This is a genomic window from Allosalinactinospora lopnorensis (assembly GCF_000981225.1).
Classification (GTDB): Bacteria; Actinomycetota; Actinomycetes; order Streptosporangiales; family Streptosporangiaceae; genus Allosalinactinospora; species Allosalinactinospora lopnorensis.
On sequence record NZ_LAJC01000060.1, the window covers coordinates 15464 to 38553 of the forward strand.

The following is a 23090-nucleotide window of genomic DNA, read 5'->3' on the forward strand; positions in this document are numbered from 1 at the left end:
AGACGACCATGGCAACTACGACCGCGACCATCGACATCCCCGTGTCCGCCCACCGTGTCTGGCAGCTCATGGGCGGCTTCGGGTCCCTGCCCGACTGGCTGCCCTACATTCCCGCGAGCACGCTCAGCGACGGCGGCCGCGTCCGCAGCCTCACCAACGAGGAGGGCGGCGTCATCGTCGAACGCCTCGAGAAGTTCGACAACGACGGGCGCACGTACAGCTACTCCATTCTCCAGGCCCCCTTCCCTGTCACCGGCTATCGCTCCACCCTGACCGTGCACGAGGTGTCCGACGGACAGAGCCGTGTGGAGTGGTCGGGCACCTTCACACCGGCAGGGGCAAGCGAAGAAGAAGCGGTCACCCTGTTCCACGGCATCTACACCGAGGGCCTGGCCGCACTGGAGAAGACACTCGGCGCGTGAACACGGGCACGGTGCTGGGCGGCGTCGTCCGGCTTCGCATGGTGCCCAATCGGCGTCAACCGACCCACAGGGCGGAGCCTTAGGGGTCCGCATCCTTCTCATGGTGGACGAGTTGGTCGCCAACGCCGTCGAACACGGTCGGGACCTCGTGAGCCTGCGGCAGCGCCTGCGCGGTGGGCGCACAGTAATCTGCGAAGTCGGCGACGCCGGCGGCGAGCTGCCCCGTCGCAGCGACAGCGGCCCTGCAGCGGAGTCCGGCCGGGGACTGCTGCTCGTGCACGCGCTCGCTGAAGCAAACCGGGGCCCCGTGACTTCGGGGCGCCGCTCAAAACGCTCGGCGCCCAGGCGTGACAAGGAGCTGTCGAACTCCCGCCTGGACGCGACCCGCGGGTTGGCCGGAGACCGGATGAAAACCCTGTCGGATCGCCAACCGCACCTCCGTCAGTGCCTGCGCGATCGTCGTAGCTGGTCAGGTACGAGAAGTGCGCGGCTGGCCGGGGCCTTCAGGGGTCGCTCAGCTGACGGTCAGCCCGCGGCGGAGTCCGGCGACGCCTATTACGCCGAAACAACAGTGATACAGCGAAGGAGACCGCCACATGGACATGCCCTCGATCCCGGCCGCTCCCCGCACCCCCGAAGAGGTCTTCGCCGACCATGGGCGCCGGCTCGGTGCGGGAGATCTGGACAGCATCAGTGCCAACTACGCAGACGATGCTGTCTTCATTACGCCCGACGGCATCCTGCGGGGCAGGGAAAGCATCAAGAAGGGCATCGGCGCCCTGCTGGCCGACCTGCCCGATGCTGACTGGGAGTTGAAGCCGCAGTTCGCCGGGGAGGTGCTATTCCTGGAGTGGTCGGCCACCAGCCCCACGGCGCACGTGGAGGATGGCGTCGACACCTTCGTCTTCCGGGATGGCTTCATCCAGGCGCAGACCGTCCGGTACACCCTGGTCACCGGCGATTGACCAATGGGTTTGTCACCCCACGGGTCCGGCTGTGCCCGCTCCCGAACTGCCGAAGGCCCGGCTGAAGCAACGGTGGTCAGCTGACGTCGATGGCGATTCGGCCCAGCACGCCGAGGTCGGCGACCAGGCGGTCGTCGGCACTGATCGGCGTCGGGGCGCACAAGGTGCCGCTTAGGACGATGTCCCCGGCTTCCAGCCGCGCTCCGCTGCGCAGCAGGTGTCGGGCCAGCCACGCGACCGCCTCGACGGGATCGCCCATAACGGCTGTTGCGCTGCCCGGCATCGTCAGGGAGCCGATCGACAGCGTGGCGGTGATCTTCGACAGGCCCGCGGGTGGCATGACGCGAGACCCCAGCACGGCGCGAGCCGCGTTGGTGTTGTCGGCGACCAGCATCGGGAGCGTCCGCGCGCCGCCGCGCCACCTGCTGTCGACGATCTCGAAGGCCGGTGCGACCGCGGCTGTGGCGTTGTGGATGTCCTGCGCGGTCACGTTCGGGCCCGGCAGGGCCTCGCCCAGGACGAACGCGATCTCCACCTCTGCCTTGGGCTCGAACAGCCCAGCCGTGGCGAGAGGCTGGCTGTCCTCGAGTAACCTGCTGGCGAGCAGATGGCCGGCGGCCGGCTCGCTGGCACCGAAGGCGTCTCGCGCGGGCTGGGAGGTGAGGCCGATCTTGTAACCGACCACCTGGTCACCGGCCGCGATCGCCAGGTCGCGGGTGACGTTCTCGGCGGCGTAGGCCAGCTCGAGGTCGAGTTGCTCTGCTGCGGTGGAGTCGACCGGGGCGGCGCCGTTACCGGCTTGCCACAGTCGCTGGGCCAGTTTCGTGGTCCGGGTTGTCTTCATCGGTGTCTCCTCAAACGCGGCACGATGTCTGATACTTTGGACGGTGTCTGGCAGTAGAGCTGGGAGGGACTCATGGCGCGCATGACCGCTCCGGCCCTTCGTCGGGGCCTGGACATCCTCGAACTGCTCATCGGCGAGGATGAAGGGCTGCGGGTTCCCGAGATCACTGAGCGGCTCGGCCTGCCGCGGGCCACCACGCATGAACTCGTCAACACACTGGTCGACCGTGGTTACCTCACCGCCTCCAAGGCGACGGGGGGCGTGGCGCTCGGGGTCAAAGCTCTTCGGCTGGGCGCAGCGTACGAGAGCGGTCTCGACCTGGCCACGGTGGGCCGGGAGTGCGCAGCCGAGGTCGCGGCGGCATGCGGCGAGACGGTCCAGGTTGTCGTGCGCGATGCCGGGTTCGCCGTGTTCATCGTGCGCATCGACAGCACACACTCGATCCGCCTCGTGTCGCAGGTGGGCAGCCGGCTGCCGGTATCCTGCACCGCAGGAGGGAAGGCGCTGCTGAGTGCCCTGCCGAGAGCCGAACTTGACGCGTTGTTCCCCGATGACGGGGCGTTGCAGAAGATGACGCAGAACAGCATCGACACCCGCGAGCGGCTGCTGGCCGACCTGAACGTGGCGCGCGAGCGGGGCTGGGCCGAGGAGAACTGCGAGTCCAACGAGCATGTGGCCTGTGTCGCCGCGCCGGTGTACGACCGCCTCGATGCGTGCGTGGCGGCTATGAGCATCTCGGTGCCCATCGTGCGGTGGAGCGATACCCAGAAGCAGCGCTATGTCGAACTCGTCCTCGGCGGGGCGGAAGCAATGTCGCAGCGCCTGGGGGCGCCGGTCGCGTCGTGAACCGACCCGCACTCACTGCTTGTCGCCGGGGATGATCACCGCACGGCCGGTGGCACCCTGCGACAGCGAGGTGTACGCCTCGTTGATCGCCGACAGCTCGTACTGTTCGCCGAGCAGCTTGTCGAGGGGCAGACGCCCGGTCTTGAACAGATCGACGAGCTTCGGGATGTCGACGGGCGTATTGGCCGAGCCATAGAGCTGCCGACCAGCCGCTTCTCCTGCTGTACCAAGGAGTTGATGGGCACGGGGACGGTGGCGCCCACCTTGCCGAGGCCGACGGCGACTACAGCCCCGCCGGTGCCCACGACCTCGATCGCCTGCGTGAGGGTCTGGGGCGCGCCGACAGCGTCCATCGACCAGGTCATCGGTTTCGGTGAGATCCTGGTGAGTTCTTCGACCAAGTCGTGCGTGTGTACGTTGACTGCATGGGTGGCGCCGACCTCAAGCGCCTTGTCCAGCTTGGCGTCCACCGTGTCGACCGCGACGATCGGATCGGCGCCGATGAGCCGCAGGCCCATCACCGCACTGAGCCCGACACCGCCGGCGCCGATGACCACGACGCCCTCTCCGGTGGCGTCCTTCATGATGTTCAGCGCTGCGCCGACCCCGGTCACCACGGCGCACCCGGTGATCGCCGCGGTCTCCGGCGGGATGGCCGGATCGATCATGATGACCGACTGTTCCGAGACGACGGATTTCTCGGCGAAGCAGGAGACTCCCATAAGATGGTGGATCCTCTCGCCGTTCAGGTTCAGACGTGACGTCCCGTCGAGCAGGCCACCGGAGGTCGCCTGCACCCGGCCGAGTGCGCACAGGGCGGGGCGACCGGTCGTGCAGAACTTGCAGTCGCCACACCGCGGGCGCCACAAGGTGATCACGGTGTCGCCAGGGCGGACTCGGGTCACTCCTTGGCCGACCCGCTCGACGACTCCGGCCCCTTCGTGCCCAAGCACCGCAGGCAGGCGGGCGTTGAGGTCGCCATTCATGTAGTGCAGGTCACTGTGGCACACACCGGCAGCGAGCACACGGATGGTGACCTCGCCCGGCCCGGGGCCGTCGAGGTCGACGTCCTCGACCGTCAACGGCGTACCAGGTCGGTGCAGTACTGCTGCCTTCATTGAGCCACGCCTCACTATGTACGAAACTTTGGACGCTGTCTTACTGGTTGAGTATGTGGGCCGTCTCGGTCGCCGTCAAGGACGTTGACGAGAGTCGCAGCGCGTGCGACGGTGTGTCTTAAGTATAAGACTATGTATAAAGTTTAAGATGCACAGGAGTATGCTTGATGACCGGTCCGACGAACCCGCAGGCACTGGCACACAAAGTCGCCGCCGCCGTAGGCACGTTCGAGCAGTGGAGCTGCCTCCGGCCAGCCGACCGTGCCCCGGCCCTTGAGGCCATTGCCTCCGCGCTCGAGAAAGCCGCGCCGAAGCTCGTGGCGCTCGCGGATGAGGAGACGTCTCTCGGGCAGGCCCGATTGCATAGCGAGATGGTCCGCACCGTGTTCCAATTGCGGCTCTTCGCCAAGGTGGTCACGCGGGGGGAATATCTCGGGGCGACAACAGACAACGCCGACCCGTCGTGGCCGATGGGCCCGAGGCCCGACTTGCGCCGGGTGCTCGAGCCGCTCGGTCCAGTCGTCGTTTTCGCTGCGAGCAACTTCCCGTTCGCGTTCAGCGTGGCCGGTGGGGACACCGCCTCGGCGCTCGCAGCGGGCTGCTCGGTCATCGTCAAGGCCCACTCCGGCCACCCCAGACTCTCGGCCGCCACGGCAGAGGTGGTTCACAACGCACTACGGTCCGCCGGCGCGCCCGAGGGGCTCTTCGACATCATCTTCGGGACCGAGGCCGGCCGTGACGCCATAGTGGACCCGCGGGTGAAGGCGGGTGCGTTCACCGGTTCAATCGAGGCGGGCCGAGCGTTGTTCGACCTCGCCACCGGCCGGCCGGAGCCGATACCGTTCTTCGGCGAACTCGGCAGCGTCAACCCGGTCTTCGTGACGAAGGCCGCCGCCGAACGGCGCGGGCCCGCGATCGCCTCGGAGTTCGTCGGATCGTTCACGCTTGGCGCCGGACAGTTCTGCACAAAGCCCGGCATCCTGCTGGTCCCGGCATCGGCCGAACTCGTGGATCAGCTTCACGGCGCGGTCCCGGACAAGCCGTTGACTCTACTCAACGACCGCATCCGGACCTCCTACGCCAGTGCTCTGCGGGAATTGCGCGACACCGCTGGGGTGCACGTCGTGGTGAGTGGCGATCACGCCGCCACCAATCCGGCGCCGACGGTGCTACGTACGACCTCGGCCGAGCTGCTCAGTGACCCGCAGGCACTCATCCGCGAGGTATTCGGACCGGCTGCGCTGATCGTCGAGTACGCGGAGGAGAGCGAACTGCTCGAGGTGGCGAAGGTCATCGAAGGCCAGCTGACCGCGTCCATCCAGGGCGAAGACGACGACGCTATCGCAGCAGAGCTGATCAGGCTCCTGGCCGCCAAGGCCGGACGTGTGCTGTGGAACCAGTGGCCCACCGGTGTCTCGGTCACCTACGCGCAGCAGCACGGCGGTCCCTACCCGGCCACCACGGCGCCGGCCACAACCTCGGTAGGGACCGAGGCCATCTCCCGGTTCCTGCGGCCGGTCGCGTATCAGAACGTGCCGCAGCACCTGCTGCCGCCGGCACTGCGCGACGCGAACCCGCTGGGTATTCCCCAGCGTGCCTCCTGAGACCGGGACGCTCACGCGGAAAGGGCCCGCATCCCCGGGCGCTTGAGTGCTGGCGGTCGTCGCAACACCCCAGTTCAAGGGGTGCGATGGACTTCGAGATCCGTCCCGCAAGGACAGGAGGCCGCAGGGCCGTACCCCTCTCGGCGTGCCCGCGAGGACCTGGACCGGTCGCCGCGGAGCTGATCAGCCGGCCACGCAAAACGCTCGGCTGGGAAACCCCAGCCGAGTGCCTCCATGAACTGCTCGCGGCCTGGTCAACACGACCACGTGCTGCAACGCCTCCTGGAATCCACCGCGGGAAGCGGGCCCTATTACGTCCACGGATCGCTCAAGGCATGCGCACTTGATGCCGCGCGATGGCGGCGGTCGAGTTGAGGCCGAGCAGTTGCAGGCTGCGTGAGTACTCCTCGCGCAGGATCGTGGCGGCGCGCTCCACGCCCCGCTCACCACCGGCCATCAGGCCGTACAGGTAGGCACGGCCGATCATGACGGCGTCCGCCCCGAGTGCCATCGCAGCGAGGACGTCCTGACCATGGGTGACGCCGCTGTCGAGGATCACCGTGGCGTCAGAACCGAGCTCATCGCGAATTTCGGGTAGCACCGTAAGGGTGGCAGGCGTGCGGTCGAGCTGCCGCCCGCCGTGGTTGGAGACGATCACACCGTCCGCGCCCGCCTCAACGGCGCGACGCGCATCGCGCGGGCTGAGGATCCCCTTGACCAGCAGCCGGTGCGGCCAGTTGGCGCGTAGCCAGGCCAGATGCCCGTAACTCAGCGTCGGTTCGAACACGACGTCGGCGACCCGGACGGCGTCGATCGCGTGGCTGGTTATGCTGCTCAGCGATGCGAATGTGATCGGGGCCGTAGTCAGCTTGTTCAGCACCCAGGCCGGGTAGCGGGCCATGCCGAGCAGCGTCCGCATGGTGAGCGATGGCGGGATCGTGAGGCCGTTGCGGATGTCCTTGAGGTGCCGGGCCGCCACTGGCGTGTCGACGGTGAGGACCACGGTGGTGAACCCGGCCGCGAGCGCGCGGTCGAGCAGTTCGGCGTTGAGGCGCTCGTTTCGGGTCAGGTAGAGCTGGAACCAGTGCTCACCCCCAGGAGCCGCCGCGGCGACATCCTCGACAGTCGAAGTGCCCACTGTGGACAGTGTGTAGGGCAGGCCGTGGCGGGCGGCCACGCGCGCGACCGCCGCCTCGCCCTCGTGGTGCATCATCCGGGTGTAGCCGGTCGGCGCGAAGATCAGCGGCATCGATATCTCCCGGCCGAACACGCGCGTGGACAGGTCCGGATGGTCGACCGGCGACAGGTACTCCGGTATCAGCTCGACCGCCGCGAACGCCGCTCTGTTCCGCCGCACGGTCAGCTCCGCGTCGGCCGCACCGTCGACGTAATCGAACACCGCGCGCGGAGTCGTGCGCACCGCCACTGTACGGAGATCCCCGATGCTCAGCGCGGTCCCGAGCCGCCGCTCGACCGGGTTGAGGGTCGGCCGACGCAGCTGCAAAGCCTCCCGTAGTTCGGCCCACCGGGGACGCTGTCGCGCAACGTGAGGCCGCTCTTGGCCTGCGGTCGCCGCTTGGGACGGGGTGACGGTCACTGTCATGCCTCTCGATATCCGGGTACCAAAGCCGTTCGACGAACGTCGAAATATTGGACGCTGTCTGAGAAATAGGAGTCTCGCTCCTGGGTTCGGTGGACGTCAAGCCTTGACGTGCGACTCACGACGTGGGCACTATCTGGTTTGTATATAAGACAGCGTCTTATATTTAATACACGGAGGCTGGAATGCGACTCGATCTGGCAGGGAAAACCGCTCTCATCTGCGCGTCCACGTCCGGGCTGGGCCGTGCGACCGCCCGAGCCCTGGCGGAAGAAGACGTCACCGTTGTGGTCACGGGCCGGTCGGGCGAGGGAGCCAAGGAGGTGGCGGGCGAGCTGCCCAACGCGGTCGGCGTGGGCTGTGATCTGGTCGCGGACGGCGGCGCTGAGTATCTCCTCACGGCTGCCCGCGAGGCCGTCGGTGAACTCGACATCCTCGTCCTGAACGGGCCGGGCCCTGCACCGGGGCCGGCCCGCGCCACTGATACCGCCGGGATCGAGCAGGCCATGGCCACGCTGGTCAAACCGCAGCAGATCCTGGTGCAGGGCGTCCTCCCGGCCATGCTCGAGAAGGGATGGGGCCGCATCCTGAGCATCAGCTCGACGAGCGTGCAGGCGCCCCTTGCGAACCTTTCGCTGTCCAACCTCGGGCGGGCGGCGCTCGCCGGGTACCTGAAAACCCTTGCCACCGAGGTCGCCGCACAAGGCGTGACGGTCAACTCCCTGCTGCCTGGGCGTATCGCCACCGCGCGAGCCCGGCAGGTTGACGAAGCCGCTGCCCAGCGCACCGGCCAGTCACTGAGCGACGTCGAGGCCGCGTCCAAGACCGCGATCCCAGCCGGGCGCTACGGCGAACCCGATGAGTTCGGCGCCGTCGCCGCATTCCTGTGCAGCACGCAGGCCGCATACATCACGGGCACTGCCGTCCGGTGTGACGGCGGCCTGGTACCAACCCTCTGACGCCGTCGGACGGTTCACCCGACTCCCAACGAGAGAGCGATGAACCCGCATGAGTCGCATTCACGTCACTGACGAAGTAGCCGAACGGCACAACGACGAGACGCCCCAGGCCGTCACCCGCAGAACGGCACTGGCCGGCACGATCGGCACCACGATCGAGTGGTACGACTTCTACATCTACGGCCTCGCCGCGGCACTGGTCTTCGGAACGGAGTTCTTTCCCGAGTTCTCATCAACGGCCGGCACTCTGGCCGCGTTCGGCACGTTCGCCGTCGGCTTCGTCGCCCGCCCGCTCGGCGGAGCCATCTTCGGTCACTTCGGGGATCGCGTGGGGCGCAAGAACGCGCTCATGCTCACGCTGTTCCTGATGGGCGCGGCGACCGTCATTGTCGGCCTGCTGCCGGGCTATCGGACCATCGGGATCTGGGCGCCGATCCTGCTCGTCACGCTGCGCTTCCTCCAGGGCTTCGCCGTCGGCGGCGAGTGGGGTGGCGCGGTGACCATGGTCGTGGAGTCCTCGCCGCGGCACCGGCGGGGCTTCTACGGGAGCCTGCCCCAGATGGGTGTGCCGCTGGGGCTGGTGCTGTCCTCGTCCGTGTTCGCGGTGGTATCCACGCTGCCCGACGACGACCTCCTCGCCTGGGGCTGGCGAATCCCATTCCTGCTCAGCATCGTGTTGATCGCGGTGGGGCTGTTCCTCCGCTCGCGCATCACCGAGACCCAGGCGTTCGTCCAGGTGAAGGAGTCGGGGCGGGCGCGCAAGGTACCGGCCATGGAGGCGTTCCGTCACCACTGGAAGACGATCGTCCTGACCGTTGGCATGTACGTCTCGGCCGGCGTCCCCTTCTACATTGTCTCGGTCTTCGTGCTGTCGTACGGCTCTTCCCACCTCGGCTCTTCGCGGAGCGTACTCCTGACGGGGATGCTCGTTGCGGCGGCGGTCGAAGGGCTGACGGTGCCCTACTTCGGCGCGCTATCGGACAAACTGGGCCGGCGCCCCGTGTTCCTGGCCGCTGCCGCATTCACGGCTCTTCTCGCCTTCCCTTTCTTCTGGTTGCTGGCGACCGGGCAGACGGGGCTCACCTGGCTGGCCATGCTGCTCGCGCTTGCCGTGGCGCACGCGGGCATGTACGGGCCAACTGCGGCGCTGTACGCGGAACTGTTCTCCGCGAACGTCCGGTACACCGGCACATCGATCGGCTACCAGCTCGGCGGTGTCGTGGCAGGGTTCGTGCCGCTCGTGGCGGGTGCACTCGTCAGCGCGGCAGGCGGTGCCTTCTGGCCGATCGCCTCGATCTGGGCGGGAGCGGCTCTCGCCGGACTGCTCTGCGCGCTGATCGTCCGGGAAACCCGCGGGCGGGACCTGCATCTCGATCACGACGCCGGTGGCTGACCGCGATCGAGCACGGTTCGCTGTCCGGCGCCCTGCGTAGCGGGAGCCGATCACGGCTCCCGCGGTACGGAACTGGTGCGCTTGGTCGCCGCGCGGCGCGGGCTCGCGACAACCGTAACCATCCAAACACCATTGACACAGCGAAGGAGACCGACATGGTCATGCCCTCGACCAAGGTCCACATACTGGGCTGCGGAGCGATGAGCTGCGACCTGACGTGGCTGCTGCTCAAGCCCGGCCGTACGATGCGGGCGCGCACCGAGCGCGAGCGGCCCGTCGAGTGGTACCCCTGCACCACCCACTGCGTGCTCGTAGAGACCCCCGAGGGGACTCTGCTGTGGGACACCAGCTGTCCCCGCGACTGGGAGACCCGCTGGGCTCCCACCGGCCTGCAGGAGTTCTTCCCCTACGACCAGGTGAGCGACGAGGAGTATCTCGACGCGCGGCTCGGCCAGCTCGCCGTCGAACCGCAGAACATCGACTACGTGGTCTTGTCCCATCTGCACTTCGACCATGCCGGGAACATCGGCATGTTCGCCGGCACCGGCGCGAGGCTGGTGTGCAACGACAAGGAGAAGGAGTTCGCCTTCGGCTACGAGGGCGCCTTCAACGGCGCACACCTCAAGGCGGACTATGGGGCGTGCGACTTTGACACCGTCAGCGGGGACACCGAGATCCTGCCCGGTGTCACCCTCATCGAGGCTCCCGGGCACACCCCTGGCACCATGGCGATGAAGGTCGACCTACAGGAGACCGGGACGATGCTCTTCACGTCGGACGCCGTTTACATGGGCGACTCCTACGGCCCGCCGGCCGTCCCCGCTGCCATCGTCAATGACCTGTCCGCCTGGTACGGCTCGGTGGAGAAGATCCGCGGCATCGCCGAGAAGTCGGACGCCACTGTCGTGTTCGGCCACGACGCCGAGCAGCTGCGCTCGATGCGGCTCGCCCCCAACGGCTTCTACGTCTGATCGTCCGGCCCTGTCCGGGGCCAGCGTCCCGCTGCGCTGCCGGTACCGATCTGATCCCCAGGAGGGATGCGTATGAGCACCACCGTTCCAGCCGGACCCGAGTCCGTCTTCACCCACGGCGCACCGGCGCTGAAGTTCGGGCCGGGAGCATCCGACGAGATCGGCTTCGACCTCGCCCAGCACGGGGTCCGCAGGGTCCTCGTGATCACCGACACCGGGGTGGCCGCCACGGGCGCCCCGCACCGCATCGCCGAACGGATGACGCAATTCGGCATCGCAGCCCACGTCTTCGACGGCGTGCACGTGGAGCCCACCGACGTCAGCCTGCAGCAGGCCATCGACCATGCGACGGCGTCGGGCCAGTGGGACGCCTTCGTCGCGGTGGGCGGCGGCTCCAGCATCGACACCGCAAAGGCCGTCAACCTGCTCAGCACCAACCCAGGCGAGCTGATGGACTACACCAACGCACCAGTGGGCAAGGCGCTGACCCCCGTGAGCCCGCTCAAGCCGCCGGTGGCGGTCCCCACCACCGGAACCGGCTCGGAGCCCGAGCGGCACATCCGGGCTGCGGAGATCCTCGCACCGCAGACGGAGCGCCCCAACCACCCTGCCGAGCATCTGCCGACCGCGATCGAGCAGTTGACGCGCGACATCGGCATCCCCAACGGCATCGCTGGTGTCGGCTATTACAAGGGCGCTATGAAGCGGCAGCGGCTGCTGTCCACCGCCCCGCGCCGTCACCGAGGACGACATCGCAGGCATCTTCGACCGCTCGCTGCCGCTGTGATGAGGGGAGGACGGAGATGGCCATCTATGAACTCGCCTGCGCGACCGGCCACCACTTCGAGGTGATCCAGTCGTTCACGGCCCCGCTGCCGAGCTGCCCGGAGTGCGGCGGCGCGACCCGCAAAATCCCCAGCAGCTTCGCGATCGGTGGCACGGCCACCGTGCCGCCGCCGCCGGAGCGGATGCCGCAGACCTGGAAGGGGACATACCGCGGCGACCGTGACTACGTCACCGAACTGCGGCATACGGCCGAGGCCCGGCAGGAGGTTGAGGACAAGCACCCCGAACTGGCCGGCGACAGGCGGCCGATCGTCGCCCACGAAGGCCGGTACGAAGCAGCCCCTCTGCGCGCCGGCGACACGCCGACCGCTCCCACCGGAACGGCCGGGCACAGCCACAGCCACGCTCCCAAGCACGGGCACGCCCACGGCCATGGGCATGACGGGGCCGGGCGGACCAGCACCGGGTAGCGGCCCGGCAGGGCCAACGGCCCCGTGATCAGTAAGGCCCAGCAGGAAAAGGGCCCTCCTTAGCGCCCCCTTCCGGGGCCGGAACCGCGCCCGAGGCCGACATCTCCGCGCGGCGGCGGGCCGAGTACTCCAGCGACGCTTCGCTGTACCGCGCCCAATCGGGCACGACCACATCGGCGCCGGCCCGGTACCGGGTGGAGTGACGGTGTGTGAGGTGCAGGCAGAAGCCCAGAACTGGCGTACCTGACTACCCCCTGCCCAACCGGCACCCTGTGCTCATCCGGTGCAGATGAGGGCGGAAACAGACGGTGACCCGCGGAAGAGGCCGGAAGGCGTTTCCGCGGGTCACCAGTGCCTGCACTGTCGAGGACCGGCTCTGCCAGCCCCGCCGTCAGATGTCGTAGTAGAGCTCGAACTCACGCGGGTGCGGGCGCAGCCGCAGGGAGTCGATCTCCTCGGTGCGCTTGTAGTCGATGTAGGTCTCGATCAGGTCCTCGGTGAACACGCCGCCCTCAAGCAGGAACTCGTGGTCCCTCTCCAGCGCGCTGAGCGAGTCGTCCAGGGAGGCGGGCACGGTCGGGATGGCTGTGGCCTCCTCGGGCGGGAGCTCGTAGAGGTCCTTGTCGATCGGTTCCGGCGGCTCGATCTTGTTCTTGATGCCGTCGATGCCGGCCATTAGCATCGCGGAGAACGCGAGGTAGGGGTTGGCCGAGGGGTCCGGCACCCGGAACTCCAGGCGCTTGGCCTTGGGGTTGTCGCCGGTGAGCGGGATGCGGATGCAGGCGGAGCGGTTGCGCTGCGAGTACACCAGGTTGATCGGGGCCTCGTAGCCCGGCACCAGGCGGTGGTAGGAGTTCACCGTCGGGTTGGACAGCGCGAGCAGCGCGGGGGCGTGCTTGAGCAGGCCGCCGATGTAGAAGCGCGCGGTGTCGGAGAGTTGGGCGTAGCCCGACTCGTCGAAGAACAGCGGCTCGCCGTCCTTCCAGAGGCTCTGGTGGCAGTGCATCCCCGAGCCGTTGTCGCCGTAGACGGGCTTCGGCATGAAGGTGACCGACTTGCCGGCCGCGTACGCCGTGTTCTTCACGATGTACTTGTACAGCTGCACGGTGTCGGCGCTCTTGAGCATGGTGTCGAACTTGAAGTCGATCTCGGCCTGGCCGGCGGTGCCGACCTCGTGGTGCTGGATCTCCACGTTGACACCGGCGTCGATCAGGTTGCGCACCATGGTGGAGCGCAGGTCGCTGTAGTGGTCCACCGGCTCGACGGGGAAGTAGCCGCCCTTGTAGCGGGGACGGTAACCGAGGTTCGACCCGCCGTTCTGGGTGCCGGTGTTCCATGCGCCCTCGACGGAGTCGATGTAGTAGAAGCTCGCGTTCTCCTGGGTCTGGAAGCGGACGTCGTCGAAGATGTAAAACTCCGCTTCGGGCCCGAAGAACACGGTGTCGGCGATACCGGTGCCCTTCAGGTAGGCCTCGGCCTTGCGCGCCACGTTGCGCGGGTCGCGGCTGTAGGACTCGCGGGTGAACGGGTCGTGCACGAAGAACGTCAGGTTCAGCGTCTTGTGCTGGCGGAACGAGTCCACCACAGCGGTGCTGAAGTCCGGGAGCAGCAGCATGTCCGACTCGTGAATGGCCTGGAAGCCCCGGATGGAGGAACCGTCGAACATCAGGCCCTCTTCGAACGTGCCGGCGTCGACGTGCTCGATGGGGAGCGTGAAGTGGTGGGTGGACCCGAACAGGTCCGTGAACCGGACGTCGAGGAACTTGACGTCCTCGTTCCGGGTGAAGGCCAAGAGCTCTTCGGCGCTGCTGAACAAGATTTACCTCCGTGCAGATATCAGAGGTCACGCGGACAGGCCGCTCGCTGCTCCGGCGAACGGCCGCTTCGCGTCACCTCTCGGCCACGTCCACCGACGTTAGGAGGAGGCCGTTTCCCAGTCATGTCTCCAATGTTTCACGCGTGTTACGTACCTCGGAGTTTTCCCTGCCTAACGCGTGTGGCGGGCGGTACCGGGCGGCTGGGGCCCGTGGACGGGCCTGCGGACACGGAACACCCGCGCCCGGAAGGGGGCCGAAACCCCGCTACCGTTGTCACCATGGGAGACGCGGACACCGCCGGAGCGGGCAACACGGAGTTCCGTTACCGGGGCAACCGTCTGGGGATGCCCGAGAAGGGCCCCGGGTCGGTTCCGGGTTTCGGGCGGCGGTTCCTCGGAGTGCTGCTGGACTGGCTGCTCAGCCTCGCCATCGCTCAGAGCATCACAGGCGGCCTCACCGGGCAGGACCCGTCCGCCGCTTCCGGGCTCGCGCTGCTGATCTTCGCGCTGCAGAACGTCGTGCTGCTCACCCTGTTCGGGACCACTCTGGGCAAGCGCGTCGTGGGCGTGGGGATCGCCATGACAGGGGAGCGCGACCTTCCGTGGCCCGTCGCCATGCTGTTGCGCACCGCTCTTCTGTGCCTGGTGATCCCGGCGGTCGTGCACGACCGCGACCAGCGGGGGCTGCACGACCGGGCCGCCGGCACCGTCACCCGCCGGTTCTGAGGACGTCCGGGGCCGCGGAGCGGCGGGTCGTCAGCGCCCTTGGGCCTTGGGCCCCTTCGGCATCTTGACGCCCTTGGGCATCGGCCCCTTGGGCATCTGCATGGAGGCGGGCATCGCCTTGAGCCGGTACCGGAGTTCGGACACCTCGGCCTTGTTCAGATTGCGTGGGAGTTTCGTCAGGTGCCGCTGCAGCTTGGAGATCGGAACCTGACCCTCGCCGCTGCCGACCTGGATGTCGTAGATCGGGGTGTTGAAGGCGACCCGCGCCACGCGCTTCTTCTCGTTGGCGATGATCCCCTTCAACCGGTCGGGCGAACCCTCACCGACCAGGACGACACCGGGCTTGCCCACCGCGCGGTGCACGATGTCCATCTGCCGGCTTCCGGTGACCCCGGGCTCCACGGTCCAGTTGCCGCGCATGTTCTCCAGCACCGCCATACCCGCGCCGAGCTGGCCGTCGAGCATCTTGTACTGGATCCGCTGCGCCGAGCGGGTGAAGACGACGAAACCGGCCAGGAAGGCGACCGGGATACCCATGACGATCCAGTACAGCCAGGCCCCGGTGAGGAACCCGCCCAGCACGGCGAGCGCGAGTACGAGCAGCGCGACCCCGGCGGCGATCGGGATGCTCTTCGGGCTCTGCTTGTGCACGACCTTCGCCACCAGGCCGATCTGCTTGATCCTGCCGGGAGCCTTCTTCGTGCCGTCCTTGCCCTTGGCGTCGGTGCTCGGGGCGCTCTTGGTGTCCTTGGGCTGCTTCGCCATGCCCCCAGGATACGAGGGCCGGACCGAGGAAAGTGAGATGGCGGCCGATGGCCGCCATCTCAGCTTCATCACGTTGTGGTGGTGCCGCCTTTAGCGGGGCCGCACCCAGAGGGGCGGTCAGCGCCGCTCCGGCTCCGCAGCGCGCTTCTCGATGGCCTGCTGGTACAGCCGGCCCGCACGGTAGGAGGAGCGCACCAGCGGTCCCGACATGACACCGGCGAAACCGATCTCCTCGGCTTCCTCCGACAACTCCACGAACTCCTCCGGCTTGACCCAGCGGTCGATCGGGTGGTGCAGCTTGGAGGGGCGCAGGTACTGGGTGATGGTCAGCAGGTCGCAGCCCGCCTCGTGCAGGTCGCGCATTGCTTCGCTGATCTCGTGGCGCTCCTCGCCCATGCCCAGGATCAGGTTGGACTTGGTCACCAGACCGTCCTCGCGGGCCCGGGTGATGACCTCCAGAGAGCGCTCGTAGCGGAAGCCGGGGCGGATGCGCCGGAAGATCCGCGGGACCGTTTCGATGTTGTGCGCCAGGACCTCGGGACGGGACCCGAAGACCTCGGCCAGCTGGTCGGGCTTGGCGTCGAAGTCCGGGATCAGCAGCTCCACACCGGTGCCCTGATTCAGCTTGTGGATCTGGCGCACCGTCTCGGCGTACAGCCAGGCCCCGCCGTCCTCAAGGTCGTCCCGGGCCACACCGGTGACCGTGGCGTACTTCAGCTCCATCTTGCGGACCGACTCGGCCACCTTGAGCGGTTCGAGACGGTCCAGCGCGCTGGGTTTGCCCGTGGCGATCTGGCAGAAGTCGCATCGGCGGGTGCACTGGTCGCCGCCGATCAGGAAGGTGGCCTCGCGGTCCTCCCAGCACTCGTAGATGTTGGGGCACCCCGCCTCCTGGCAGACCGTGTGCAGGCCTTCGCGTTTGACCAGTGAATGCAGCTCGGTGTACTCCGGGCCCATGTGCGCCTTGATCTTGATCCAGGGCGGTTTCTTCTCGATCGGCGTCCGGCTGTTGCGTTCCTCGATGCGCAGCAGTTTGCGGCCCTCGGGAGCGATAGTCAACGCGGGCCCCTTTCCTTCCTCGTCCCTTATGGGGAATCGTCGTCGTGCTCGGCGGCGTCCCGGGTCAGGCGTCGGCGAGCTCCACGGGCTCGGGGACGCCGTCGGTGCGGCGGTATCCGGCGGCGCCGAGCACGTCGGCCAGGTGCCGCTCGGTGAGCGGCAGGACGTCGGCCACCGTGATGTCGCGCTCCACTTCGAGGGCGAGCGAGGTGACCCCGCGTCGGTGATCCCGCACGGCACGATCCGCTCAAACCAGGACACATCATTATCGCAGTTCAGCGCATACCCGTGCATGCCCACCCCGCGTGAGACCCGGCAACCGATGGCCGCGATCTTGCGCTCGGGCCTGCCGTGTCCGGGGTCGGCGTCGAGCCACACGCCGGTCCGCCCCTCGACGCGCTTTCCCGCGAGGCCGAACTCGGCGATGGTGCGGATCACCGCCTCTTCCAGCATGCGGACGTAGGCGACGACGTCGATGGGGTCCGGGAGCCTCACGATCGGGTACACGGTGAGCTGACCGGGGCCGTGCCAGGTGAGCTTACCGCCGCGATCGATGTCGTAGACGGGAGCTCCCGGATCCGTCAGCGGCCGGTCCCATTTCCCGGTGCGCTTGCCGGCCGTGTAGACCGGTTCGTGCTGCAGCAGGAGAACGGTGTCGGGGATCCGGTCGGCGACGCGGCTCTGGTGGAGCCGCTTCTGCAGGTCCCAGCCTCCTGGTAGGGGACGGGGGTGTCGCCGAGCCGGGCGAAGACGAGCTCACTCACACATCCCACCTTACGCCCGCCCCTGCGTCGGAGCGATGTCGGATCGGACACTGCGGGGCCGTGCCGGGGCCGGACGGACTAGAGGATGTCCGACAGGGCGGCACGGAGGTCGTCGTGTTCGAAGGCGTAACCGGCCTTCAGCAGCCGATCCGGAAGGACGCGCTGGTCGATCAGGGCGGCTTCGTCGGCGAAGCCGCCGAGGACGGCGCGCAAGGCGAATCCCGGCACCGCCAGCACCGCGGGGCGGCGCACCGCGCGGCCCACGGCAGCGGTGTACTCGGCGTTGCTGACCGGATTGGGTGCGCACAGATTGAACGGCCCTTTGAGGTCGGGATGGTCGAGCAGGAAACGGAGCGCACCGACTTCGTCGGCCAGGGAGATCCAGCTCATGGACTGCTTCCCACTGCCGAGCCGGGCGCCGAGCCCCAGCCGGAACATCGGGAGCGCGGTACCCAGCAGTCCCCCCGAACGGGCCAGAACGACCCCGGATCGCGGGTACGCCACTGAAATCCCCGCTCGCTCGGCGGGCTCGGCGGCGCTCTCCCAATCGACCACGACGTCGGCCATGAACCCCGATCCCGCGGGGCTCTGCTCGTCCGCGGCGGTCTCGCCGGTGGCGCCGTAGTAGCCGACCGCCGACCCCGACAGCAGCCGCGGCGGCGGGGAGTCCATGGCCGCCAGCGACGTGGCCAGCGTCCGCGTCCCCCGCGCCCGGCTGTCCCTGATCCGCCGCTTGTGCGCCGGCGTCCACCGCGCCGGACCGATGGGCGCACCCGCGAGGTGCACCACGGCGTCGACCCCGGTGAGCCGATCGGTGTCGACGTGACCTCCGCTGGGGTCCCAGCGGATCTCCGCCAGGTCCTGTGCGGGGCGGCGTACGAAACGCAGTACCTCGTGGCCGCCGGTGGTGAGGGAGCGGCTCAACGCCGTCCCGATCAGCCCGGACGCCCCAGTGATCGCGACCTTCATGTCCGGCAACCTACCCGCCGACTCCGCCGTGACGCGTGAGCGGCTCCGCGGCGGAAAACCACCGGTGTTTTCCGCGAAACGCCTGCGCCGCACGGCGCGGATCGGTGATCATAAGTGCGGGGCATGGGACCTCCGCAGGATGGGGGCCGGCCGCGGCACCGCTTATGGCGGGAGCCGCGGCGCACCGCCCTGGTGCTGGGGAACACCAGGGAACGGTGACCGATGGGGTGGAAAGAGCGGGGCGGCACCCGAACGGGTGCCGCCCCGCGCTCTGGGTCGTGCGGTCAGGACAGGCCGAGCTCCGCCTCGAAGGCGCCCTCTTCCAGGCGCTCGCGGATGCTCTGCAGGAACGCGGAGGCGTCCGAGCTGTCGATGAGCCGGTGGTCGTAGGTCAGTGCCAGGTGGACCATCGAGCGGACCGCGATGACCTCACCCAGGTTCGCGTCGTCCACGACGACCGGGCGCTTCACGACGGCACCGGTGTCCAGGATCCCCACCTGCGGTTGGATGATGATCGGGGTCTCGTAGAGCGCGCCGGATCGGCCGGTGTTGTTCAGCGTGAACGTACCGCCGCTCAGCTCGTCGGGGGTGACCCGGCCGGTGTGCGCCCGTTCGGTCACATCGGCGATCTTGCGCGTGAGGCCGCCGAGGTTGAGGTCGCCGGCGTCCTGGATCACCGGAGCGAGCATCCCCCCATCGGTGTCGACGCAGATGCCGAGGTTCTCCACGCTGTGGTAGGTGACCTCGTACTTGGTGCTGTCGATGACCGCGTTGAGCTTCGGATGGGTCTTCAGCGCCTCGACCGCCGCAACGGCGAGGAACGGGAAGAAGTCCAGTTCCACACCCTCGCGGGCCCGGAACTGCTCGCCCACACGCTCCCGCAGTCGGGCGATTTCGGTGACGTCGACCTCGATGACCTGGGTGAGCTCGGCGGAGACACGCAGCGAATCCGCCATCTGCTCGGCGATGGACCGCCGCAGCGGCGACATCTGCTCGGTGCGACCGCGCAGCGTGGTGTCGACGGCGACCTTGCGCGGCTGGGCCGCGGCGGGGGCCGCGGGCGCGGCCGGCGCCGCTGTCGCGCGTTCGCGTTGCCTGCGGGCGGCGTCCTGAACGTCCTGCTTGCGGATGCGCCCGCCCACACCGGTGCCCTGCACCGTGTTCAGGTCGACGCCCTCATCGGTGGCGAGCTTGCGCACCAGCGGGGTGACATAGGCCTCGGTGACGGCGTCGGTCCCGACTTTCCGGCCGGTGCCGCTGAGGGTCTCGATATCGACTGTCGGGGCGGTGTCGGCCTCGGAGGGCCGCTGGGCCGCGGACGCGGCCGGCGTCTCCTCGGTCCTCGGCGCCTCTGCGGCCGGAGCCGGCTGCGGCTTGGGGGAGGGCTCCGGAGCGGGCTCGGGCTGCGGTTCGGGTTCGGGCCGCGCCTCCTCGGCCGCGGGCGCCTCCTCCGCAGGCGCCTCACCGGCCTCGCTGATGACCGCGATCTCGGCGCCGACCTCGACGGTCTCGTCTTCGGAGACGAGGATCCGGGTCAGGACCCCTGTCGCCGGAGACGGGATCTCGGTGTCGACCTTGTCGGTGGCGACCTCGAGGAGGGGCTCGTCGACCTCGACGGTCTCGCCCTCCTTCTTCAGCCATTGGGTGACGGTGCCCTCGGTGACGCTTTCGCCCAGCGCGGGCATTGAAACGGAAGTCGGCATGGTTCCTCTTGGATCTACGTGCGGAACGCGACGGAAAATGGGGCGGGCCCAAGGGCCCGCCCCATCGCCGCGTCAGTCGTGGACGTGCAGTGGCTTGCCTGCCAGGGCCAGGTGCGCCTCGCCCAGTGCCTCGGACTGAGTGGGGTGCGCGTGGACGAGTTGCGCGACCTCGGAGGGCAGCGCCTCCCAGTTGTAGATGAGCTGTCCCTCGGTAACGAGTTCGCCGACGCGGCTGCCCACCATGTGCACGCCCAGGACGGGGCCGTCCTTCTCGGAGATGACCTTGACCGCGCCCTGCGTCTGCAGGATCTGGCTCTTGCCGTTGCCGGCCAGGTTGTAGTTCATCTCCTCGATCTCGTAGCCGCGTTCCCGGGCGGCCTTCGAGGTGAGCCCCACCGACGCGACCTCGGGCTCGGAGTAGGTGACCCGGGGGACGCCGTCGTAGTCGATGGCCGGCGGGTTGAGGCCGGCGATGTGCTCGGCCACGAAGATGCCCTCGGCGAACCCGGCGTGCGCCAGCTGCAGGGTCGGGAGGAGGTCGCCCACCGCGTAGATGTTCCCGACACCGGTGTGCAGGTTCTCGTCGACCTGAACGAACCCGCGGTCCAGCCGGACGCCGGCCTCCTCGTAGCCCAGCCCCTCGGATACGGGGCCGCGGCCGATGGCGACGAGCAGCACCTCGGCCTCGATCGTCTTGCCCCCTTGCAGGGTGACCTCGACACCGGAGTCGGTGACCTTGTGGCTCTCGTACGATATGTTCACCTCGGACTTGATGCCGCGCTTGCGGAAGGCCCGCGAGAGCAGCTTGGCGCTGGCCTCGTCCTCGAGCGGAAGGAGCTGCGGGAGCGCCTCGACGACGGTGACCTCGGCGCCGTAGGACCGGTAGACGCTGGCGAACTCCACACCGATGACGCCGCCGCCCAGGACGACCACGGACTTGGGAACGCGGTCCAGCTTGAGCGCCTCGTTGCTGGTGATGACCTTCTCGCCGTCGATGTCCAGGCCGAGGGTCTTCGGCTTGGAGCCGGTCGCCAGCAGGATGTTGCGGCCCTTGTAGACGGCGCCGTCGACGGTGACCTCGTCGGCGCCGGTGAGCCTGCCCTCGCCCTCGACGACCGTGATGTTGCGGGACTTGATCAGCCCGGTGAGTCCTTTGTGGAGGCCGCCGACCACCTTGTCCTTGTACTTGTGCACCGCCGCCATGTCGATGCCCTCGAAGGAGGCCCTGACACCGAAGGTCTCGCTCTCCTTCGCGGCGTCGGCGACCTCGGCGGAGTGCAGCAGCGCCTTGGTCGGGATGCAGCCGTAGTGCAGGCAGGTGCCGCCCAGCTTGTCTTTCTCGATCAGCACGACGCTCATGTCGAGTTCGGCCGCGCGCAGCGCCGCCGCGTAGCCGCCGCTACCGCCGCCCAGGACGACGAGGTCGAAGGTGCCGCCGCTCTCACTCACGGGAAGGACACTCCTTGATGTGGATGGAAACCTCTTGCTCTGACGGTCGCGCCCGGGCGCGTGTCCCGCCCGGTCGCTCTTATTCAATTCTCGGCCTGGGCCTCGGCGATCCGCACGAGTGTCCGGGTCGCCGCGCCGGTCCCGCCCTTGGGCGTGTAACCGAACTCCTGGCCGCGGTTGAAGGAGGGACCCGCGATGTCGAGGTGCGCCCACCGCATGCCGTCGGCGACGAACTCCTTGAGGAAGAGCCCCGCGGTGAGCATGCCCCCCCAGCGCTCGCCGGCCACGTTGGCGATGTCGGCGACGCTGGAGTCGAGCCCCTTGCGCAGGTCCTCCGGAAGCGGCATGGGCCATGACGCCTCGCCGGCCGCGGTGGCGGCCGTAACGACCTCCTCGCGCGTCTCGTCGTCGCCGGCCATGACGCCGAAGACGCGGGTGCCGAGAGCGACGAGCTGCGCACCCGTCAGGGTGGCGACGTCCACGATGAGATCGGGGTCGTCCTCGTGCGCGCGCACGATCGCGTCGGCCATGACCAGACGCCCCTCGGCGTCGGTGTTGAGCACCTCAACGGTCGTTCCGCCGTACATCGTCAGCACGTCCGAGGGGCGCTGCGCTGTGCCGCTGGGCATGTTCTCGGCGAGCGCGAGGTAGGCGACCACGTTGACCGCGGGCCGCAGCCCGGCGATCGCGCGCATCGCCGCCAGTACCGCCGCCGCCCCGCCCATGTCGGACTTCATCCAGTCCATGGCGGAGGCGGGCTTCAGGGACAGGCCGCCGGAGTCGAAGGTGATGCCTTTTCCGACGAAGGCGATGCTCGTCGTGGCCTCGGGGTGGCTGTAGGAGAGCCGCACCAGCCGGGGCGGGTTGGCCGAGCCCTGGCCGACGCCGATGATGCCGCCGTAACCGCCGTCGGCGAGCGCCTGCTCGTCCAGCGTCTCGATCTCCAAGCCCTCGGCCTCGCGTGCGACCTCCTCGGCGATCCCGGCGAAGTCGCCGGGTACCAGGTCGACGGGCGGGGTGTTGACGAGGTCGCGCGCCAGGTTCACCGAGACGGCCAGCGTCTCGGCGCGCTTGGCGGCGCGCTCCGTGCCGCCGGCGGAGCTCACGAGCAGCAGCCGCTCTGCGGCGGCCGTTTCGCCACCGGTGCGGTAGCGGTCGAAGGAGTAGTCGCCGAGCAGGGCTCCCAGCGCCACGGCTTCGGCCTGCTCCGCGCTGTCGGCCGGCAGCGCGAGGGCGACGCGGGCCCTGTCGCCGCGTGCGCGCAGGGCGGCGCCGGCCGCGCGGGAGAGCGTGTCCGCGGTGGTCGCGCCGCCGCCGGAGGGTGCCGGACCCAGGCCGACCGCGATCACCACCGGAGCCTTGATCGCCCCGAGGGAGGCGACCGTGTGCACCTCCTCGGCGGTGCCGGCCGCGCCCAGAAGCGACAGCGCCTGAGCGAGACCGCCCGAGAAGGCGGCGTCGACATCGCGAGCGCCCGGGGCGGGTTCCGGGCCGTCGGCTCCGGAGTGGTAGCCGACGACTACCGCGTCGGCGTCCAGCGAGCAGGGGGATTCCGTAATGACTGACAGCGACGTACTCACGAAGTCGATGCTAGTCCTTGTCGCGCGTCACCGGGCACGCGGCGTCCGGTGCGCTTGCGCGACCCGGGAGGCGGCTGCGGAAAGGGGCCCGCTCCGCGGTGTAACGCGGTCCTTCCGGCGGGGGACCTGGACGGCCGCGCGGTGTGCCCGGCGGCCTCCGGGCCCGCCGGTACGCGAACCGTGTTCGCGGGGGGCGCCGACCGTCGTGTGAAAAAATGTGACGATGTTGACAGGTCCATGCTGAGGCGGCCATGGGGTGGCGCGGGCGGGCCGCGTCACCG

General features: G+C 68.7%; 20 protein-coding genes and 2 pseudogenes. 11 read left to right on the forward strand and 11 right to left on the reverse strand.

All coding sequences use genetic code 11. From position 1 onward, the window contains the following. Positions 1 to 8: 8 nt before the first annotated feature. From VS93_RS19570 to VS93_RS19580, 3 genes and pseudogenes are all read left to right on the forward strand, one after another. Positions 9 to 422 carry an SRPBCC family protein gene (locus tag VS93_RS19570; protein WP_046471355.1) on the forward strand — a complete coding sequence of 138 codons (414 nt, stop codon included), beginning with the start codon at positions 9 to 11 and terminating at the stop codon, positions 420 to 422. 100 nt (positions 423 to 522) lie between these two features. Continuing rightward, a pseudogene (locus VS93_RS33490) lies at positions 523 to 654 on the forward strand (hypothetical protein); the annotation flags it as partial. Between the two features lie 364 nt (positions 655 to 1018). Next, entirely contained in the window at positions 1019 to 1387 is a 369-nt protein-coding gene (locus VS93_RS19580; RefSeq protein ID WP_046471357.1) for a nuclear transport factor 2 family protein, read from the forward strand. A gap of 76 nt (positions 1388 to 1463) precedes the next feature. On the opposite strand, the gene VS93_RS19585 is transcribed toward VS93_RS19580, so the two are convergent. Further along, positions 1464 to 2231 (reverse strand): 2-keto-4-pentenoate hydratase, encoded by a 768-nt coding sequence (locus tag VS93_RS19585; protein WP_046471358.1) that lies wholly within the window; start codon positions 2229 to 2231, stop codon positions 1464 to 1466. A gap of 72 nt (positions 2232 to 2303) precedes the next feature. Here VS93_RS19585 and VS93_RS19590 point away from each other — a divergent pair, with 72 nt between their 5' ends. Further along, entirely contained in the window at positions 2304 to 3077 is a 774-nt protein-coding gene (locus tag VS93_RS19590) for an IclR family transcriptional regulator (protein WP_046471359.1), read from the forward strand. Between the two features lie 35 nt (positions 3078 to 3112). Here VS93_RS19590 and VS93_RS19595 read toward each other — a convergent pair whose 3' ends face one another. Further along, positions 3113 to 4195: an alcohol dehydrogenase catalytic domain-containing protein gene (locus tag VS93_RS19595; protein WP_201776690.1), complete on the reverse strand. Its 1083-nt coding sequence runs from the start codon at positions 4193 to 4195 to the stop codon at positions 3113 to 3115. 167 nt (positions 4196 to 4362) lie between these two features. On the opposite strand from VS93_RS19595, the gene VS93_RS19600 reads away from it, so the two are divergent. Continuing rightward, the gene (locus VS93_RS19600) at positions 4363 to 5799 is read left to right on the forward strand and encodes an aldehyde dehydrogenase (NADP(+)) (RefSeq protein ID WP_046471360.1); all 1437 of its coding nucleotides are present in this window, start codon (positions 4363 to 4365) and stop codon (positions 5797 to 5799) included. Between the two features lie 328 nt (positions 5800 to 6127). On the opposite strand, the gene VS93_RS19605 is transcribed toward VS93_RS19600, so the two are convergent. Then, a complete protein-coding gene (locus tag VS93_RS19605; protein ID WP_201776691.1) occupies positions 6128 to 7303 on the reverse strand; it encodes an alpha-hydroxy acid oxidase in 1176 nt (391 codons plus the stop codon). A gap of 281 nt (positions 7304 to 7584) precedes the next feature. On the opposite strand from VS93_RS19605, the gene VS93_RS19610 reads away from it, so the two are divergent. From VS93_RS19610 to VS93_RS19630, 5 genes are all read left to right on the forward strand, one after another. After that, entirely contained in the window at positions 7585 to 8358 is a 774-nt protein-coding gene (locus VS93_RS19610) for an SDR family oxidoreductase (protein WP_046471362.1), read from the forward strand. A gap of 49 nt (positions 8359 to 8407) precedes the next feature. Beyond that, a complete protein-coding gene (locus VS93_RS19615) occupies positions 8408 to 9751 on the forward strand; it encodes an MFS transporter (RefSeq protein ID WP_052745874.1) in 1344 nt (447 codons plus the stop codon). Between the two features lie 155 nt (positions 9752 to 9906). Further along, entirely contained in the window at positions 9907 to 10722 is an 816-nt protein-coding gene (locus tag VS93_RS19620; RefSeq protein WP_046471363.1) for an N-acyl homoserine lactonase family protein, read from the forward strand. 72 nt (positions 10723 to 10794) lie between these two features. Next, positions 10795 to 11574, forward strand: a complete 780-nt coding sequence (locus tag VS93_RS19625; protein ID WP_046471364.1) for an iron-containing alcohol dehydrogenase — start codon at positions 10795 to 10797, stop codon at positions 11572 to 11574. Continuing rightward, entirely contained in the window at positions 11526 to 11978 is a 453-nt protein-coding gene (locus VS93_RS19630; RefSeq protein WP_046471365.1) for an FmdB family zinc ribbon protein, read from the forward strand. Before VS93_RS19625 ends, VS93_RS19630 begins: the two co-directional genes overlap by 49 nt. 391 nt (positions 11979 to 12369) lie before the next feature. Here the strand turns inward: VS93_RS19630 and glnA are convergent, their stop codons facing one another. Beyond that, complete coding sequence (glnA, locus tag VS93_RS19635) at positions 12370 to 13794, reverse strand: type I glutamate--ammonia ligase (RefSeq protein WP_046471366.1); 1425 nt, start codon at positions 13792 to 13794, stop codon at positions 12370 to 12372. A gap of 279 nt (positions 13795 to 14073) precedes the next feature. On the opposite strand from glnA, the gene VS93_RS19640 reads away from it, so the two are divergent. Next, positions 14074 to 14520, forward strand: coding sequence for an RDD family protein (locus VS93_RS19640; protein WP_046471367.1), 447 nt, complete (start codon positions 14074 to 14076; stop codon positions 14518 to 14520). Positions 14521 to 14550: 30 nt separating this feature from the next. On the opposite strand, the gene VS93_RS19645 is transcribed toward VS93_RS19640, so the two are convergent. The 7 genes and pseudogenes from VS93_RS19645 to VS93_RS19675 form a co-directional block, all read right to left on the reverse strand. Beyond that, a complete protein-coding gene (locus tag VS93_RS19645; protein WP_046471368.1) occupies positions 14551 to 15285 on the reverse strand; it encodes a DUF4191 domain-containing protein in 735 nt (244 codons plus the stop codon). A gap of 117 nt (positions 15286 to 15402) precedes the next feature. Then, a complete protein-coding gene (gene lipA, locus VS93_RS19650; protein WP_046471369.1) occupies positions 15403 to 16344 on the reverse strand; it encodes a lipoyl synthase in 942 nt (313 codons plus the stop codon). 64 nt (positions 16345 to 16408) lie between these two features. Continuing rightward, positions 16409 to 17108, reverse strand: a pseudogene (gene lipB, locus VS93_RS19655) (lipoyl(octanoyl) transferase LipB). Positions 17109 to 17186: 78 nt separating this feature from the next. Continuing rightward, positions 17187 to 18077 carry a TIGR01777 family oxidoreductase gene (locus tag VS93_RS19660; RefSeq protein ID WP_046471370.1) on the reverse strand — a complete coding sequence of 297 codons (891 nt, stop codon included), beginning with the start codon at positions 18075 to 18077 and terminating at the stop codon, positions 17187 to 17189. A 284-nt stretch (positions 18078 to 18361) separates the two neighbouring features. Further along, positions 18362 to 19780: a 2-oxoglutarate dehydrogenase, E2 component, dihydrolipoamide succinyltransferase gene (gene sucB / locus VS93_RS19665; RefSeq protein ID WP_046471371.1), complete on the reverse strand. Its 1419-nt coding sequence runs from the start codon at positions 19778 to 19780 to the stop codon at positions 18362 to 18364. A 72-nt stretch (positions 19781 to 19852) separates the two neighbouring features. Next, on the reverse strand, positions 19853 to 21229 hold the full coding sequence (gene lpdA, locus VS93_RS19670) for a dihydrolipoyl dehydrogenase (RefSeq protein ID WP_046471372.1): 1377 nt from the start codon (positions 21227 to 21229) through the stop codon (positions 19853 to 19855). Positions 21230 to 21312: 83 nt separating this feature from the next. Continuing rightward, entirely contained in the window at positions 21313 to 22809 is a 1497-nt protein-coding gene (locus VS93_RS19675; RefSeq protein WP_046471373.1) for a leucyl aminopeptidase, read from the reverse strand. Positions 22810 to 23090: the final 281 nt, after the last annotated feature.